General features: G+C 65.1%; 15 protein-coding genes. 7 read left to right on the forward strand and 8 right to left on the reverse strand.

Going from position 1 to position 15,995, the window contains the following annotated elements; all coding sequences use genetic code 11:
• Window positions 1-4 precede the first annotated feature (4 nt).
• The 3 genes from AC07P1_RS03545 to hrpA all read right to left on the reverse strand — a co-directional run bounded on the left by AC07P1_RS03545 (window position 5) and on the right by hrpA (window position 6,423).
• Window positions 5-613 (reverse strand): carbohydrate binding domain-containing protein, encoded by a 609-nt coding sequence (locus tag AC07P1_RS03545; RefSeq protein ID WP_494694522.1) that lies wholly within the window; start codon window positions 611-613, stop codon window positions 5-7.
• 254 nt (window positions 614-867) lie between these two features.
• Entirely contained in the window at window positions 868-2,076 is a 1,209-nt protein-coding gene (locus AC07P1_RS03550) for an extracellular catalytic domain type 1 short-chain-length polyhydroxyalkanoate depolymerase (protein WP_494694523.1), read from the reverse strand.
• A 78-nt stretch (window positions 2,077-2,154) separates the two neighbouring features.
• Entirely contained in the window at window positions 2,155-6,423 is a 4,269-nt protein-coding gene (gene hrpA / locus AC07P1_RS03555; RefSeq protein ID WP_494694524.1) for an ATP-dependent RNA helicase HrpA, read from the reverse strand.
• A 54-nt stretch (window positions 6,424-6,477) separates the two neighbouring features.
• Between hrpA and argA the strand changes: the two genes are divergently transcribed.
• Together argA and AC07P1_RS03565 are read left to right on the forward strand one after the other, a co-directional pair.
• On the forward strand, window positions 6,478-7,788 hold the full coding sequence (argA, locus tag AC07P1_RS03560; RefSeq protein WP_315223018.1) for an amino-acid N-acetyltransferase: 1,311 nt from the start codon (window positions 6,478-6,480) through the stop codon (window positions 7,786-7,788).
• A 35-nt stretch (window positions 7,789-7,823) separates the two neighbouring features.
• The gene (locus tag AC07P1_RS03565) at window positions 7,824-8,096 is read left to right on the forward strand and encodes an oxidative damage protection protein (RefSeq protein ID WP_494694525.1); all 273 of its coding nucleotides are present in this window, start codon (window positions 7,824-7,826) and stop codon (window positions 8,094-8,096) included.
• A gap of 58 nt (window positions 8,097-8,154) precedes the next feature.
• Here AC07P1_RS03565 and rpiA read toward each other — a convergent pair whose 3' ends face one another.
• Window positions 8,155-8,832 (reverse strand): ribose-5-phosphate isomerase RpiA, encoded by a 678-nt coding sequence (rpiA, locus tag AC07P1_RS03570; protein WP_494694526.1) that lies wholly within the window; start codon window positions 8,830-8,832, stop codon window positions 8,155-8,157.
• Between the two features lie 262 nt (window positions 8,833-9,094).
• Between rpiA and AC07P1_RS03575 the strand changes: the two genes are divergently transcribed.
• The 4 genes from AC07P1_RS03575 to AC07P1_RS03590 all read left to right on the forward strand — a co-directional run bounded on the left by AC07P1_RS03575 (window position 9,095) and on the right by AC07P1_RS03590 (window position 12,817).
• Entirely contained in the window at window positions 9,095-9,472 is a 378-nt protein-coding gene (locus AC07P1_RS03575; RefSeq protein WP_494694527.1) for a response regulator, read from the forward strand.
• The gene (locus tag AC07P1_RS03580; protein ID WP_494694528.1) at window positions 9,469-10,095 is read left to right on the forward strand and encodes a chemotaxis protein CheC; all 627 of its coding nucleotides are present in this window, start codon (window positions 9,469-9,471) and stop codon (window positions 10,093-10,095) included. Before AC07P1_RS03575 ends, AC07P1_RS03580 begins: the two co-directional genes overlap by 4 nt.
• 12 nt (window positions 10,096-10,107) lie before the next feature.
• Window positions 10,108-11,076, forward strand: coding sequence for a GGDEF domain-containing protein (locus AC07P1_RS03585; protein WP_494694529.1), 969 nt, complete (start codon window positions 10,108-10,110; stop codon window positions 11,074-11,076).
• 313 nt (window positions 11,077-11,389) lie between these two features.
• Window positions 11,390-12,817 carry a cytochrome P450 gene (locus tag AC07P1_RS03590; protein WP_494694530.1) on the forward strand — a complete coding sequence of 476 codons (1,428 nt, stop codon included), beginning with the start codon at window positions 11,390-11,392 and terminating at the stop codon, window positions 12,815-12,817.
• 32 nt (window positions 12,818-12,849) lie between these two features.
• Here AC07P1_RS03590 and AC07P1_RS03595 read toward each other — a convergent pair whose 3' ends face one another.
• The 3 genes from AC07P1_RS03595 to AC07P1_RS03605 form a co-directional block, all read right to left on the reverse strand.
• Entirely contained in the window at window positions 12,850-13,362 is a 513-nt protein-coding gene (locus AC07P1_RS03595) for a hypothetical protein (protein ID WP_494694531.1), read from the reverse strand.
• 7 nt (window positions 13,363-13,369) lie between these two features.
• Entirely contained in the window at window positions 13,370-14,077 is a 708-nt protein-coding gene (locus AC07P1_RS03600) for a hypothetical protein (protein ID WP_494694532.1), read from the reverse strand.
• Window positions 14,078-14,323: 246 nt separating this feature from the next.
• Complete coding sequence (locus tag AC07P1_RS03605; RefSeq protein WP_494694533.1) at window positions 14,324-14,542, reverse strand: DUF7661 family protein; 219 nt, start codon at window positions 14,540-14,542, stop codon at window positions 14,324-14,326.
• A gap of 72 nt (window positions 14,543-14,614) precedes the next feature.
• Here AC07P1_RS03605 and AC07P1_RS03610 point away from each other — a divergent pair, with 72 nt between their 5' ends.
• Window positions 14,615-15,127 (forward strand): hypothetical protein, encoded by a 513-nt coding sequence (locus AC07P1_RS03610; protein ID WP_494694534.1) that lies wholly within the window; start codon window positions 14,615-14,617, stop codon window positions 15,125-15,127.
• 1 nt (window position 15,128) lies between these two features.
• On the opposite strand, the gene AC07P1_RS03615 is transcribed toward AC07P1_RS03610, so the two are convergent.
• Complete coding sequence (locus AC07P1_RS03615) at window positions 15,129-15,908, reverse strand: NAD(P)H-dependent oxidoreductase (protein WP_494694535.1); 780 nt, start codon at window positions 15,906-15,908, stop codon at window positions 15,129-15,131.
• Window positions 15,909-15,995: the final 87 nt, after the last annotated feature.

Raw genomic sequence — 15,995 nt, forward strand, 5'->3', positions numbered from 1 at the left:
CCGGTCAGAACGGCGCGTCGCGGCGCTGGCGGCGGCGGGCCACCAGGCCCACGCACGCCAAGCCGGCCAGCAGCATGGCATAGGTATCGGCCTCCGGAACGGCGGAGACCGTCACCTGGTGCAGGAAGGCGCCGCGGTTGTCGCCGCCGAGATTGTGGAAGCTCAGGCCGTAGACACCGGAGGTGGTCGGCGCGAAGGTCAGTTTGCGGGTCGTGATCGGATCGGACGCACCGATCACATAGGTCTGGCGCGTGGTGCCGAAAATGACCTCGACCGTGTCCGAACCCCAATTGCGCTGGTTGCCGGCGAGATCAAAGCTCAACGTATAGATGCCGCCGGCGCCGGCGGTGAAGCTGTTGCTCAACACGCCAGCGCGCTTGGTCGAGCCGTCCAGGTCGACGTAGTGGCCGTTGCCCGGCATCTCGTTGTGGACGAAGCCGGTGCCGTCGACATCGACGGTGCCGTCGCTGACGGTCCAGCCGTGGACGAACTGGGTGGCGTTGTTGGTGGTCTTATCGGCGTCGAAATTGTCCGAGAAGATGGTGACGGCGGCGTGGGAGGACAGACTGGCGGCAAGCATGGCGGCCGCGGCGGCGAATTTACGGATAAACATTGGCACCCTTTAATTTTTATCAACATGACAATGTGACCGCGAATGCGAGCACACAATCATTGTACCAACGAGAAACTATTATTTCAATATAATAACGAATATGAACCCACATCAACATTGCGCTGTTGTTTTAGCCCCCAAAGCGGGGTCAGACATTCGGACACGAACTGAACCGCATTGCTGTTGTGCTCGTGTCCGAATGTCGGCACTGACCCCGGTGGGGTTTAGAATGTCGGCACTGACCCCGGTGGGGTTTAGGCGCGCTGGTGGCGGTTGAAAAATTCCATCATCATCTTGCTGGCGTCCGGGCCGGTCTTGGTGTTGTAGGCCAGCGTTTCGTCGCCGCCGCTCCAGGCGTGTTCCAGATGCTCGATCTGCGCCACGCGCAATAGTAACTTTCTGCCGTCGTAGAAGTCGTGGATGCGGTGGGCGTTGTGGCGCCCGCCCCGCCCCTGCGACTTGAGCGTGGTCTTCGGTTGCGCGACGGCGACGATGCCGTTCAGCGCCTGGCTTTGGCGGACCAGTTGCGCTTGATTGATCGGGCGCACCACGCTGTCGCCCTCGCCCTGGATCAGGATCATCGGCATGCCGGGGAACTGCGGCTGGCGCATCAGCACTTCCCGCACCGCCATGTCCGCGCGCATGCCGCCGCCGTGCTGCATGACGCCCAGCGCGCCTATCTGGCTGTGGCCGGCGCCGAACACCGGGCCGGAATGCATGCCGACCGCCGCGAACAAACGCGGGTGGTTGACGGCGACGATGTTGGCCATGCCCGCCCCCGCCGAGATCCCTGCGATATAGATACGGGAACGGTCGATCGCGTATTCCGTCATGACCTTGTTGACCATGCCGACGATCATCGGCACCTCGCCGCCGCCCTCCTGCGTGGCGCGGTCGTACCATTTCCAGCAACGCTGCGCGTGCGCGCCGACCGATTGCTGCGGATACAGCACGGCGTAGCCCATCTGCTCGGCCCACTGGTTCATGCGCGTGCCCTGCGCGAACTGGGTGGCGGTTTGCTGGCAGCCGTGCAGCATCACCACCAGCGGCAGGCCCTTGCGGATCGCCTGGGCGGGAATGTTATTCGGCAGGTAGAGCCAGTAACCGAGGCGCTGGGCGCGCGTGCCCACGCCGGCCGGCATCGCATAGTGCGAGGCCAGCCATTTGCCCGGCGCCGGCGGGGTGTGGTGAGCGGGCGGCGGCGTGGCGGCACGGGGTTTGGCGGCGGCGCGCGGCGCGGCCGCCCTCGCCGGCGGAACCTTGACCGGCTTGACGGCCACCGTCGCGACCTTGGCCACCTTGGGCTTGGCCACTTTGGCGACCTTGGTCGCCGGCGCGCGCTTGCGCTTGGGCGCGGGCGGGGCGGCGGCCTTGAACAATGCCGTCATCAATTTGTTGACGGACTTACTCTGACGTGTGCCGGTACGCACCAGACTACGCAGCAAACCAGCGGCACTCTTCATCGGGTCGACCTCCTGTTGCCATAAAGTCTACCCTGAAAACCCCATTCGCTTGCGTTCGCCACCTCGCTTATTGCGGCATCAACGCAACATCGACTCCCACACTTTCTGCAAGCGCTTGGCCGACACCGGCATCGGCGTGCGCAGCTCCTGGGCGAACAGCGACACGCGCAACTCCTCCAGCATCCAGCGGAACTCGACCATCTTCGGATCGGTGTTCTTGCCGGCCGATTTGTCCTTGTTGGCGCGCTGGTACAACGCCGCCGCCGACTGCCATTCGGCCATCAGTTTGGCGTCGCGCGCGGGGTCGCCGCGCAGCTTCTCGATGCGTACGTTGATCGCCTTCAGATAGCGCGGGAAATGCGCCAGCTGGCTGTACTCGTTGTCCGACAGGAAGCGTTTGTTGACCAGCGCCTGCAACTGCGCCTGCATGTCGGCGGCGGCCGCCGCCGGCAGCCCCTGCAGGCGCTTGGGCAGGCCGTGGAACTCGGTCAGCACCTGCGACAGCAGGCGCGCGATCTCGTTCACCAGCAGCACCAGGCGCGACTTGCCCTCGTCCTTGCGCTTGGCGAAACTGGCGGCGTCGAGCGGCAACGGATCTTGCAGGCAGGCGATATCGAGCGCCTTGTTGATGATCTGCTCGCGCAGCTCCTCCTGCGTGCCCATGCTCATGAACTGCATGCCCATCTGCTGCAGGCCGGGAATGCCCTTTTCGATGAACTTGATCTGGTCCTTCATCTGCAGCGCGAACAGCCGGCGCAGGCCGATCCGGTGCGTGCGCGCCGCCACCGTCGGGTCGTCGAAGACCTCCAGGTCGCAGTGCGTGCCCTTGTCGACCAGCGCCGGGAAGCCGATCAGGGTCAGCTTGCCCTGGACGATCTCCAGCAGCTCCGGCAGCTCGCCGAAGGTCCAGCTGGTCAGGCCCGTCAAGGTGATGCCGCTGGCGGCGCTGGACGCTTCCCTGGCGCCGCCAGCGTTATCCTTGGCCGCCGCCGGCGCCGCTCCGGCTTTGCCGACGGCGGCGCGTGGCGCCAAGGCGGACGGCGACGCGCCGCCGCTGCCCAACGCCCGCAGCGTCACACCCTGCGTGCCCGAGGTCTCGGCCATCTTCTGGAAGCTCTCGCGCGCCTGCGCACCGAATTCGGCCTGCAAGGTGGCCAGGTTGCGGCCCATCTCCAGTTGGCGTCCGTGCTCGTCGATCACCTTGAAGTTCATGAAATGGTGGGCCGGCAAGGTCTCCGGCTTGAAGTCGGTGGTCAGCACCGAGATCGTGATCTGCGACCGGATGTCGGCGATGATCGCGTCGATCAAGTCGCCCCGGCCGAAGGTGCCCGCCTCGTGCACCCGCTCGCAGAACTTGGCCGCGTAATCGGGCAGCGGCACGCAGTGGCGGCGCAGCTTTTGCGGCAGGGATTTGAGCAGCAGGTGCACCTTCTCCTTCAACATGCCCGGCACCAGCCATTCGCAACGCTCGCGCGGCAACTGGTTGAGCGCGAACAGCGGCACGGCCATCGTCACGCCATCGCGCACGCTGCCCGGTTCGAAGTGGTAGGTCAGCGCCATCTCCAGCCCCGTCACCGACATCATCTTCGGGAACAGGTCGGTGGTGACGCCTGCCGCCTCGTGGCGCATCAATTCGTCGCGGTTCAGGTACAGCAGTTTCGGCTCGGCCGCCGTGGCGTCCTTGTGCCACTTTTCGAAACCGGCGCCGTTGACCACGTCGGCCGGTATCAGCTTGTCGTAGAACGCGGCGATCAGTTCATCGTCGACCAGCACGTCGAGGCGGCGCGACTTGTGCTCGAGGTTCTCGATCTCCTTGATCAACTTGTGGTTGTGGGCGAAAAACGGCGCGCGCGTGTCGTAGTCGCCGCCGACCAGCGCGTCGCGGATGAAGATCTCGCGCGCCTCGGCCGGATTGTGCAGCGCGTAGTTGATGCGGCGCTGGCTGTACACCACCAGGCCGTACAAGGTGGCGCGCTCGGACGCGCTGACCTGCGCCCCGCGTTTTTCCCAGCGCGGCTCGCCCCACGATTTTTTCAGCAGGTGGCCGCCGACCTTCTCCAGCCATTCCGGCTCGATGCGGGCGACGCAGCGCGCATACAGGCGCGTGGTGTCGACCAGCTCCGCCGCCATGATCCACTTGCCCGGTTTCTTCAGCAGCGAGGAACCCGGCCAGATATTGAACTTGATGCCGCGCGCGCCCAGGTAGCCGGCGCCCGGTTCGTCCTCGCTCTTGAAGCCGATGTTGCCCAGCAGGCCGGTCAACAGCGCCAGGTGCAGGTTCTCGTACGTGGCCGGCGCCTCGTTGATGCGCCAGCCCTGCTCCTTGACGATGGTCAGCAGCTGCGAGTGCACGTCGCGCCACTCGCGCAGGCGCAGTTGCGACAGGAAGTTGGTGCGGCAGTTGTCCATCAGCTGGCGGTTGGTCTTCTTATGCTCGATGGCGTTCTCGAACCACTGCCAGATCTTCAGATAGCTGATGAATTCCGACTTCTCGTCGGCGAATTTCTTGTGCGCCTCGTCGGCCGCCTGCTGGTGCTCCATCGGGCGGTCGCGCGGGTCCTGCACCGACAGCGCCGAGGCGATGATCAGCACTTCGTTCAGGCTGGCGTTGTCCAACGCGGCGAGGATCATGCGGCCCACGCGCGGGTCGAGCGGCAGCTTGGCCAGCTTGTTGCCCAGCGCCGTGAGCTGGTTGTATTCGTCGACCGCGCCCAGCTCCTGCAGCAGTTGGTAGCCGTCGGCGATGGCGCGCGCCAGCGGCGGTTCGATGAACGGGAAGGTCTCGACATCGGTCAGGTGCAGGGACTTCATGCGCAGGATGACGGCGGCCAGCGACGAACGCAGGATCTCCGGCTCCGTGAATTTCGGCCGCTGCAGGAAGTCCTGTTCCTCGTACAGGCGGATGCAGACGCCGTCGGCGACGCGGCCGCAACGGCCGGCGCGCTGGTTGGCGGCCGATTGCGCGATCGGCTCGATCTGCAGCTGTTCGACCTTGTTGCGGTAGCTGTAGCGCTTCACCCGCGCCAGGCCGGCGTCGACCACGTAGCGGATGCCGGGCACCGTCAGCGAGGTTTCGGCGACGTTGGTGGCCAGCACGATGCGGCGCGCGTTGGTCAGCTTGAAGACGCGCTCCTGCTCCTCGGCAGACAGGCGGGCGAACAGCGGCAGGATTTCCACGTGCGGCGGGTGGTGCTTGCGCAGCGCCTCGGCGGCGTCGCGGATTTCGCGCTCGCCGGGCAGGAACACCAGCACGTCGCCGGAGCCGAGGCGGCACAGCTCATCGACACCGTCGACCACCGCGTCCATCAGGTCGCGCTTTTCGCGGGCGGCGGCGGTGCGCTGGCCCTTGCCCTCGGCGTTGGCCACCGCCGGATTCTGGACGTCGCTCTCGATCGGGCGGTAGCGCACCTCGACCTTGTACAGGCGGCCGGAGACCTCGATCACCGGCGCCGGCATGTCCGGCGTGCCGAAGTGGCGCGAGAAGCGCTCGGCGTCGATGGTCGCCGAGGTGATGATCACCTTCAGGTCGGGGCGGCGCGGCAGCAGCTGCTTCAGGTAGCCGAGCAGGAAGTCGATGTTCAGACTGCGCTCGTGGGCCTCGTCGATGATGATGGTGTCGTAGTTCTTCAGCAGCGGGTCGGTCTGGGTCTCGGCCAGCAGGATACCGTCGGTCATCAGCTTGACCGAGGCGCCCTTCATCAGGGTGTCGGCGAAGCGCACCTTGAAGCCGACCGTCTCGCCCAGCGGCGTGCCCAGTTCCTGGGCGATGCGCTTGGCGGTGGACGAGGCGGCGATGCGGCGCGGCTGCGTGTGGCCGATCAGGGCCTTCTGGCCGCGTCCCAGCTCCAGGCAGATCTTCGGCAACTGGGTGGTCTTGCCGGAACCGGTTTCGCCGGAGACGATGATCACCTGGTGCTTTTGCAGCGCCTCGGCGATTTCGTGGCGGCGCCCGGAGACCGGCAGGTCTTCCGGGAAGGTTATCGGCGGCAGCGGGTTGCGGAAGGCGCGTTCGGCGGCGCGGGCGGCTTGCTCCTCGGGTGTCAGACGCGGACGGGGCTCGCGGCGGGGCTGGGCGCGCGAGCCACCCTCGCCGTCCGGGCGCGGCGCGCGGACCGGCTGCTGGCCGGCACCGCCCGCGGCTCCGTCGGGGCGCGGCGCGCGCGCGCCCTGGCCCGGCTGGCCGCCCTGGCGCGCCTCTCCCTGCGGACGTGGCCCTCCCTGCCCTTGCCGGGCGCCGGGCGCTTGCGGGGTGCGGGACGGGGCGCCGGTCGGGGCGTTTTGCGGTCTGCGGGGCTGGCCAGGCGTGCTATTGGAGGCGGTTTTCGGTTTATTGCTGGCTTCTGACATTGTTTTTTACAAGATTGGAGCGCGGAACTCGCGCACCGAATTATAATGCGGCTAATGGAAAACCCTACCCAATTCGTCCAATGGCTGCGTTCCGTCGCGCCCTACATCCACGCCTTCCGCGGCAAGACCTTCGTGGTCGCCTTCCCCGGTGAACTGGTCAGCGCCGGCGCGCTGCAGGTGTTGGCCCACGACTTGTCGCTGCTGCACGCGCTCGACATCAACGTCACCGTGGTCTACGGCTCGCGTCCGCAGGTGGCCGAGCAGCTGGCCCTGCGTAACGTCGAGGGCCGCTTCCACAACGGCGTGCGCATCACCGACACGGCCGCCATGGAGTGCGCCAAGGAGGCCGCCGGCGAACTGCGCCTCGACATCGAGGCCGCCTTCAGCCAGGGCTTGCCGAACACGCCGATGTCGAACGCGGCCATCCGTATCATTTCCGGCAACTTCATCACGGCCCGCCCGCTCGGCGTCATCGACGGCGTCGACCTGGAACTGACCGGCGTCACCCGCAAGGTCGACGCCGAGACGATCCACTCGATCCTCGGTTCGGACGGACTGGTCTTGCTGTCGCCGCTGGGCTTCTCGCCCACCGGTGAGGCGTTCAACCTGACCATGGAGGACGTCGCCTGCAGCGCCGCCATCGCGCTGCACGCCGACAAACTGGTGTTCATCACCGAGACCGACATGATGGTCGACGCGGCCGGCACCGAGATCCGCGAGCTGTCGTCGCACCAGGCCGAGGCGGTGCTGCAGGCCGGCTTCCTGCCCGATTCGACCGCGTTCTACCTGAAACACTGCATCAAGGCCTGCGACAACGGCGTCGAACGCTCGCACATCGTGCCGTTCGCGATGGACGGCTCGGCCCTGCTCGAGCTGTTCACCCACGACGGCGTGGGCACCATGATCTCGCACGAGAACCTCGAATCGCTGCGCAAGGCCACCATCGAGGACGTCGGCGGCATCATCAAGCTGATCGAGCCGCTCGAGGCCGACGGCACCCTGGTCAAGCGCGGGCGCGAGTTGATCGAGCGCGAGATCGATTATTTTTCCGTCATCGAACACGATGGCGTGATCTTCGGCTGCGCGGCGCTGTACCCGTTCCCGGAACAGAAAATGGCCGAAATGGCATGCCTGACCGTCAACCCCGAGGTCCAGGCCCAGGGCGACGGCGAGCGCATCTTGAAGCACATGGAGAACCGCGCGCGCGCCATCGGCGTGACCAAACTGTTCGTGCTCACCACGCGCACGTCGCACTGGTTCCAGAAGCGCGGCTTCGTGCCGACCACGGTCGATTCGCTGCCGAAGGACCGGCAACGCATGTATAACTGGCAGCGCAAATCCCAGGTCCTGATTAAATCTTTATAATCACGGTTTATCGAACCGTTTTAGGAGCAACACAGATGGCCCGCACCGTGCAATGCGTCAAACTCAACAAGGAAGCCGAAGGACTGGACTTCCCGCCGTATCCGGGCGAACTGGGTAAGAAGATCTACGAATCGGTCTCCAAGGAAGCCTGGGCCGCCTGGCTCAAGCACCAGACCATGCTGGTCAACGAAAACCGCCTGAACCTGGCCGACCAGCGCGCGCGCAAGTACCTGGCGCAGCAGATGGAAAAGCACTTCTTCGGCGACGGCGCCGACGCGGCCATGGGCTACGTGCCGCCGGCCGAGTAAGCGTAGCAAGTAGTACGGCTAGCAGCACAAAACCCCCGGCCCGGCCGGGGGTTTGTGTTTAAAACGTCAGCGTATTGACGCCTTCGGCCGTGCCCAGCAGGCACACGTTGGCGCCGCGCGCGGCGAACAGGCCCACCGCGATCACGCCGACGATCTGGTTGATCTGCGCTTCCAGCGCCGTCGGATCGGCGATGGCCAGGCCGGCCACGTCGATCAGCATGCCGCCGTTGTCGGTGATGAAAGCCTCGTCCGTGCCCGGCTTCAGGCGCAGCTTCGGCTCGCCGCCCAGCTTGGCCAGCTCGCGCGTGACCGACGCGCGCGCCATCGGCAGCACCTCGACCGGCAACGGGAACTTGCCCATCACGTCGACCAGCTTGGAGCCGTCGGCGATGCAGACAAAGCTTTTCGCCACCGAGGCGACGATTTTTTCGCGCGTGAGCGCCGCGCCGCCGCCCTTGATCATCGCGCCCGTGTGGGTGATCTCGTCGGCGCCGTCGATGTAGACGGCGATCTCCGGCACGTCGTTGAGGTCGAAGACCGCGATGCCGTGGCCGCGCAGGCGGGCGGCGGTGGCCTCGGACGACGCCACGGCGCCCTTGATGTCGGCCTTGATCTTGGCGAGCTCGTCAATGAAAAAATTGGCGGTCGAGCCGGTGCCCACGCCGATGATCTCGTGCTTGACCACGTAATCGATGGCGGCGCGCGCCACGGCTTGCTTCAATTCGTCTTGAGTCATGTTGATGCTATTTCTATATAAAAGGGAAAGCGGTGTGGCCGCAAAGTGACTGACATGCGGCCGGGTAGCCGCCATTTTAACGGATCGCCCCCGCCCGCCCCCGATTTCCGCTAAAAATTGCGCATGGACAACATCGCCCCGGCCCCGGTGTCGCAGACTTGCACAAGGGGGGCGCGGACGGTACGAACCTCGCCAGCGGCGCCGCCGATTGTGCGAGAATGAAACCAGCAGATCCCATCCAAACGTTCGTCCGGGGAGTCCCATGCCGCAAGCTAAAACAGTCTTGATCGTCGACGACAGCCGCGTCTCGCGCCTGATGGCGCGCCAGTACATCAACGGCCTGCACCCGGACTGGATCGTCGAGGAGGCCGGCACCGGCGAGGAGTCGCTGGTCAAGTCGCGCGACGTGCACCCGGACCTGGTGCTGATGGACGTGAACATGCCCGGCATGGGCGGCATCGCCGCCGCCGAGCAGCTGCGGCGCGAGAACCCGGACCTGCCGATCTCGCTGCTGACGGCCAACGTGCAAACGGCCACGCGCGAGGCGGCCGAGGCGATCGGCGTGGGCTTCGTCGAAAAACCCATCACCGAGGCGCGCATCGCCCGCCTGCTGTCGCCGCTCGAAGAGGCCCGGCCATGATCGTGCTGTCCGAGCTGGAGAACGACGCCCTGATCGAGATCTTCAACATCGGCGTCGGCCAGGCGGCCGCCTCGATGAGCGCCATCGTCAACGAGGCGGTGCGCATGTCGGTGCCGTCGATCACCTTCATCCACCGCGCCGACGCCGCGCGCCTGCTGCGCAACCGGGTGTTCGAGTCCGAGCGCATCTGCGGCGTGAGCCAGCACTACGAGGGCGCGTTCGAGACCGAGGCGATCCTGATGTTCCCGGAAGATAAAAGCCTGGAGATCGTGCGCCTGATGGTCGGCGAGAGCGTGCCGCTGGCCGAGCTGACCGACATGGAACAGGAGGCCATGTGCGAGATCGGCAACATCATCCTCAACTCCTGCGTCGGCACCTTGGCCAACATCTTCCAGCACGAGCTGCGCGGCTCGCTGCCGGCCTACCACGTGGGCACCAGCGACGAGATCCTGACCGCCTCGGGCAGCGAGCCGGACGCCGTGGTGCTGATGCTGCACATCGACTTCGTGCTCGAGAAGCACCAGATCCAGGGCTATGTCGCCTTCGTGCTCGACCTGTCGGCCATGCACGACCTCAAGGCGCAGATCAACCAGTACATCGCGCGCGCGATGGGGCAGGCCTGAGCCGTGCGGGCGATGGACAGCAAGCTGCCGGAGGCGCACCGGCTCGCGGTGCTGCGCAGCGTGCTCGGCGCCGTCAACCTGGGCGTGGTGGTGATCGACCCCGACGGCCGCGTGGTGCTGTGGAACGCCTGGATGAGCCGCCATTCGGGGCTGGCGCAGGCCGACGTGGTCGGCGCCGAGTTCCTGGCCGCCTGTCCGGGCCTGCGCGGCGGCCGGGTCGACTCGGCGATCGGCCAGGCGCTGCGCGACAACTTCCCGTCGGTGCTGTCGCAAAGCCTGAACAAGGCGCCGTTCGCGCTGCACGCCAACGCGGCGGCGGCCGCGCGCGGCGAGCGCCTGCAACAGGCGGTGGAGGTCACGCCGATCGAGGTCGAGGGCGCGCCGCGCCACTGCCTGGTGCAGATCAGCGACGTCAGCGTGGCCGTCGCGCGCGAAAAGCTGCTGCGCGAGCAGGCCATGGTGCTGCGCTCGCAGACCTTCGCCGACGGCCTGACCGGCATCGCCAACCGGCGCCACTTCGACGTCGCCATGGAAAAGGAGCACCGGCGCGCCAAGCGCGCGGGCGCGGCGCTGTCGCTGCTGATGATCGACATCGACCATTTCAAGGCCTACAACGACCACTACGGCCACCAGAAGGGCGACCAATGCCTGATCCAGGTGGCCGCCGCGCTGGCCGGCGAGCTCAAGCGCCCGTGCGACCTGATGGCGCGCTACGGCGGCGAGGAGTTCGCCGTCATCCTGCCGGAGCTCGACATCGAGCAGGCCGGCCGGATCGCCGAGACGATACGGACCCGCGCGCTGGAGCTGGCCATCCCGCACGAACGCAACAACGACGTGCCGTACGTCACGGTGAGCATCGGCGTGACATCGCAGCGGCCGGAGGCGCCGGTCGATATCGAAGCGCTGATCGGCGCGGCCGACCGCGCGCTATACCGGGCCAAGAACGAAGGCCGCAACCGCAGCGCCGCCCGCCTGCCGTAAGCGCGCCGAGCCACCCCGCCGCCGACCCATCCAATCCCGGCCCCGGTCCCGAAAACACCGCGGAGACACCGTGGGCACACCGCGGGAAAACCGTGGACACACTGCGGGAACACTGTGGGCACACTGCGGAAAAACCGTGGAAACACGTAGGGCGGATTAGGCGGCACGCCGTAATCGGCCAAGCGCCGCCAACAGCCCCACCTTCCATACCAAATTGTGGCGGGCGCGCAGCGTTGTCGCAAACGTTCAATACGCGGCGGCGGGAGTACGGCATAGTGGTGGCACCGCCAACGGAGAACAACGGAGAAATCCCATGATGGAGAACACCTTGCCACTCGCCCTGCGTGAAATCGCCGACCTGCCCGGCCCTGCCCCGTGGCCGCTGGTGGGCAACCTGCCGCAGATCAGGCCGCTGCGCATCCACCAGGACGTCGAAGCCTGGAGCCGCCAATACGGCCCGCTGTTCAAGATCCGTTTCGGCCGCACCGACATCGTGGTGCTGGCCAGCCACGAGCTGGTCGGCGCGGCGCTGCGCGACCGGCCCGACGGCTTCCGCCGGCCCGCGATCACCAGCGACGTGGGCGAGGAGATGGGCGGGCGCCCGGGTGTGTTCGTGGCCGAGGGCGCGACCTGGCGCGAGCAGCGCCGCATGGTGATGGCGGCGCTGTCGCCGCACGCGGTCAAGGCCTACTTTCCGGCGCTGGTGGCGGTGGCGCTGCGGCTGCGCGAGCACTGGCGGCGCGCGGCGGCGGTCGGCCATTCGATCGACCTGACCGACGATCTCAAACGCTTCAGCGTGGACGTCATCGCCGGGCTGGCGTTCGGCACCGACGTCAACACCATCGACGGCGGCGAGGACGTCATCCAGCGCCACCTGGACATCATCCTGCCGGCGGTGGCGCGCCGCACCATCGCGCTGGTTCCGTACTGGCGCTACGTGCGCCTGCCGCAGGACCGGCAACTCGACGCCAGCGTGGCCGCGCTCAACGACTCGATCGACGCCCTGATCGCCTCGGCGCGCGCGCGGCTGGTCGCCGAGCCGGCGCGGCGCGAGCGTCCGGCCCACTTGCTCGACGCGATGATCTGCGCGGCCGACGAGGGCGGCGGCATCGACGACCGCGCCATCGCCGGCAACGTCATGACGATGCTGCTGGCGGGCGAGGACACCACCAGCCATACCCTGGCGTGGATGCTGTATCTGTTGCAGAAAAATCCGGCGGCGCTGCGCAAGGCGCGCGCCGAGGTGGCGCGCGTGGCGCCCGATCCGGCGGCGCTGACGATCGCGCAGATGGATAGCCTGGATTACCTGGACGCCTGCGCGCAGGAGGCGATGCGGCTCAAGCCGGTGGCGCCGTTCATTCCGCTCGAAGCGCTGCGCGAGACCGTGATCGGCGGCGTGCGCATCCCCAAGGGAGGATTGGTGTGGTGCGTGATGCGCAACGACAGCGTCGACGAGACGCACGTGCCGCGCGCCGACGCCTTCGAGCCGGAGCGCTGGCTGCGCAGCGGCGAGGAGGCGATCGACAAGCACCTGTCGATGCCGTTCGGCGCCGGCGTGCGCACCTGCCCCGGACGCTATCTGGCGCTGCTGGAGATCAAGCTCGCCAGCGCCATGCTGCTGAGCAGCTTCGAGATCGCCTCCATCGACACCGTCGACGGCAAGGAACCGGAGGAGTTGATGGGGTTTACGATGTCGCCGATTGGATTAAAAATGCGTCTCGGGCGGCTCAATACCGTTTGAAGGGCAACGCAATTGGCCAACATCGGTGTCAATCAGGCCTGATTGGTGCTGCCCCTGACGTTTTCACATTGCACTTCCGACGTCTTGGGAAGTGGTGTACTTGCCAGCCGAATCCTTCTAAAAAATTTGAATGGACGGCTTACGCTGGTGGGCTCCGAGATTATAGGGATCGCGAACTGTTCCTTCGAAAGCAATGTCAGCGTCCACAATACGCCATCGAAGAACTGAAATCGAACGGTGTCTGGTTCCGTCAAATCCAACTCTGAAAATATGCCGGTCGAGTACATGACACCCATGCGAGCCGAGTCCACGACAGTCAAATCATGGTCAAGTAGATACATGCGCAGCGTGTCCTCGAATGGGACGTCATCAGTGAGGAAGAGCAGTACAAACTGGCGCCATCTCAACGCAGCTCTCAGTATCGCACCAGCGATGACTTTCCCGGTGGGCACGCCAGCAACCATCATTTCACTCTGCGGCGTCAATTCTGGCGTCGGTGGAGTGATTACGCGGATTGAATATTCTGCGGCAGGGATCAATTTCATGGCAGCTCTACCAGATATAGCTGGTTCCGAGGGCAGCAAACGCGCCACCTACAAACGCTCCCACTGTAACGCAAATTGGGGCACCGGGGCCACATGCAAGTCCCGCTAACGCGCCACCGGCGATTCCGCCCGCGACGCCCGCGCCGTTGATTGCAAGCTCCTTTTTAAACACTGCAACCTTGTTCTCCGCCGTGGCAATCTGGTAGATGGACAGCGCCAATGCCAGAAAAAGCACGCCGCGTCCCGCATAGGAAATCCGAGTCATTGCGCGAGTGACTTCCGCGTTGGAATTGCCTGCCGACTTGACGATACCTGCGTAGATGGCGTTCTGCTGGGTGTTGGACAGGCTTGAAAAGAGAGCCTTGTCGCCATGCATTCTGATGGTTTTCTCGGCGATCAATTGGTTAAGCGAGTATCCCTTTTGCTTCATACGTTGGGCTAAGGCGCGACCGACCGGGGTGCTTCGCGCTCGGATGACTTCCATGATCAGATTTCGAGTTTCTTGCGCTTCCCGAGCCGCATCGGCCCAAGTGATTCTGCGCGCAATGGCATCAACTCGTAGCCTGTTGGACATACGTTTGATCTCTATCGTGTACGTGAGCCGTGCCTTGGAGTCGATGGTCAGGTGAGCTCCGGCGCTGGTAATCTGGGCCTCCAAAGATTGCATAGTACTATCAAAAAGAATTTCGTCGTCGCTGCGTGTGATTGCATTCATATGCTCGCCATTGAGTAACGATTGGGATATCGACACAGGGTAAGCTCAATGCTCGCTTAGTCGATTGTGGCGCCGCAATAAAGGTGGCGGGCGCTATTTGGCGCTGCTGGAGATCAAGCTTGCCAGCGCCATACTGCTGAGCAGCTTCGAGATCGCCTCCATCGACACCGTCGATGGCAAGGAACCAAATGCGCGCTGGAGAGTTCGCGCGAGTTACTGTCGTCGATACCGGGTAGAACGGCGGTCTCAGCCTATCTGCGTTACAGAATGATTTCGCGGCGTCGCGTCCTCGTGGAACAGGTCGAACAGATATTCGCACAACTCGTCGTCGGCGACGTCGCCGGGAACGATGAAGTCCGCCGGACGGCGTTTGCCTTCCGCGCCCAGCTCGAACGTCCGCCGTTCGCCCGCCTCGCCACGTATCGCGATCAGCCGCCCGAATACATTGAACCGAAACTCCTTCATCGCGCCCTCCCCTTCGATCAAGGAAGTATATACTCGAGCGTCGCCCGGTATGATTCAAAGGATGTTATGAAGATGTTGTCTCGCGTTGACGCGAACCTTGCAGAACAAATTAATAAGCAATTCCCCAACCTGAACGACATCTGGCAGCTCGGCGCCGATGGCGGCATGCAGCGTGTGGCCATCTCCGTGTTCGACCACTGGCTCGACGACGAATCCGAATGGCACCTGATGGCCTGTTTCGAAGGCGAGGAGCGCGAGCGCAGGAACCAGAAAATGCTGGCCCACTGGGCGGCGCTGTACGACCTGACGCCGGTGTATACGCTGCGCTATCGCGGCCGCTGGCCCGCCAAGGCCAACACCGTCATCAAGCGCTACACCAACCGCGACGGCTTCCTGATCCAGTCGCGCTACGACAAACACCACCCGCCGTCCCAGTTCCTGATCATGCCGGAACTTGGCTGCATCTGCGCCGCCGGGTGGGACGACACCAATATCCTGTACTTCCACGACAAGGCGCAGGCCGCGCCGGTGCTGGAACTGGCCAGCAAGGCCGGCCTGTTTGTCCTTGAGGGCGACGCTGCCTGATTTAGGCTTTCCGGTGCGCGCAGAATCCGGTGCGGCCGGGCGCCACGTCGTCGCGCAGCGTCAGTTGCGGAATGTCGTAATCGCCGCCGTTCTGCGGACGGAATGCGATCGGCGTGGTCGTCGCCAGCGTGTCGAGACGCTGGCCCAGCTCCTCGCGGATCGTGTCGAAACGCGCTTCGTCTACTCGGCTCGTGCGGTAGACCACGAACGGCGGTAGCACCTCGAAGCCCGGGTAGTACAAAATGCCGTGCTGGATCGGGAACAGGATGTCGTCGATCGGGCCGTTGATGCCGCGCGCGTCGTAGTGGGATTGCCAGCCGCCGGTGGTCACGATCAGCATCGCGCGCTTGCCGGCCAAACTGCCCTCGCCATAGCGGTCGCCCCAGCGGCGGTCCGAGTGCTCGCCCACGCCGTAGGCGAAACCATGGGCGTAGACCCGTTCGACCCAGCCCTTCAAAATCGCCGGCATCGAGAACCACCACATCGGGAATTGCAGAATCACGGTATCGGCCCACATCAGCTTTTGCTGTTCGAGGGCGATGTCCGCGCTTTGCCGTCCGCCGTCGAACGCGCGCTTGGAATCGAGCGCGGCGTCGAAGCGTTCGGTCGCCGCGCCATCGAGGCTGTCGTCCGCGTCGAGCGCGGGCTTCCACTGCATCGCGTACAGATCGGACACTTGCACGCTGTGGCCGGCCGCCTCCAGACGCTCGACGGTGAAGTTTTTGATGGAGCCGTTCAGGGACAACGGCTCGGGATGGGCGTAGACGATAAGGACGTTCATGATAGCGGCTCCTGATGGAAAGAACACAGCGTAGGCCCGCCTCGGGTATATTGGAAATGAATTCCCGACATAGCAGGTATCAACAGG

This window comes from Duganella sp. GW821-FHT07F09 (assembly GCF_059418705.1).

Bases quoted from the DNA above. Each gene is read 5' to 3' on its own strand.
- AC07P1_RS03545 (WP_494694522.1), bottom strand. From the start codon at position 613: ATGTTTATCCGTAAATTCGCCGCCGCGGCCGCCATGCTTGCCGCCAGT.
- AC07P1_RS03550 (WP_494694523.1), bottom strand. From the start codon at position 2,076: ATGAAGAGTGCCGCTGGTTTGCTGCGTAGTCTGGTGCGTACCGGCACA.
- hrpA (WP_494694524.1), bottom strand. From the start codon at position 6,423: ATGTCAGAAGCCAGCAATAAACCGAAAACCGCCTCCAATAGCACGCCT.
- argA (WP_315223018.1), top strand. From the start codon at position 6,478: ATGGAAAACCCTACCCAATTCGTCCAATGGCTGCGTTCCGTCGCGCCC.
- AC07P1_RS03565 (WP_494694525.1), top strand. From the start codon at position 7,824: ATGGCCCGCACCGTGCAATGCGTCAAACTCAACAAGGAAGCCGAAGGA.
- rpiA (WP_494694526.1), bottom strand. From the start codon at position 8,832: ATGACTCAAGACGAATTGAAGCAAGCCGTGGCGCGCGCCGCCATCGAT.
- AC07P1_RS03575 (WP_494694527.1), top strand. From the start codon at position 9,095: ATGCCGCAAGCTAAAACAGTCTTGATCGTCGACGACAGCCGCGTCTCG.
- AC07P1_RS03580 (WP_494694528.1), top strand. From the start codon at position 9,469: ATGATCGTGCTGTCCGAGCTGGAGAACGACGCCCTGATCGAGATCTTC.
- AC07P1_RS03585 (WP_494694529.1), top strand. From the start codon at position 10,108: ATGGACAGCAAGCTGCCGGAGGCGCACCGGCTCGCGGTGCTGCGCAGC.
- AC07P1_RS03590 (WP_494694530.1), top strand. From the start codon at position 11,390: ATGATGGAGAACACCTTGCCACTCGCCCTGCGTGAAATCGCCGACCTG.
- AC07P1_RS03595 (WP_494694531.1), bottom strand. From the start codon at position 13,362: ATGAAATTGATCCCTGCCGCAGAATATTCAATCCGCGTAATCACTCCA.
- AC07P1_RS03600 (WP_494694532.1), bottom strand. From the start codon at position 14,077: ATGAATGCAATCACACGCAGCGACGACGAAATTCTTTTTGATAGTACT.
- AC07P1_RS03605 (WP_494694533.1), bottom strand. From the start codon at position 14,542: ATGAAGGAGTTTCGGTTCAATGTATTCGGGCGGCTGATCGCGATACGT.
- AC07P1_RS03610 (WP_494694534.1), top strand. From the start codon at position 14,615: ATGTTGTCTCGCGTTGACGCGAACCTTGCAGAACAAATTAATAAGCAA.
- AC07P1_RS03615 (WP_494694535.1), bottom strand. From the start codon at position 15,908: ATGAACGTCCTTATCGTCTACGCCCATCCCGAGCCGTTGTCCCTGAAC.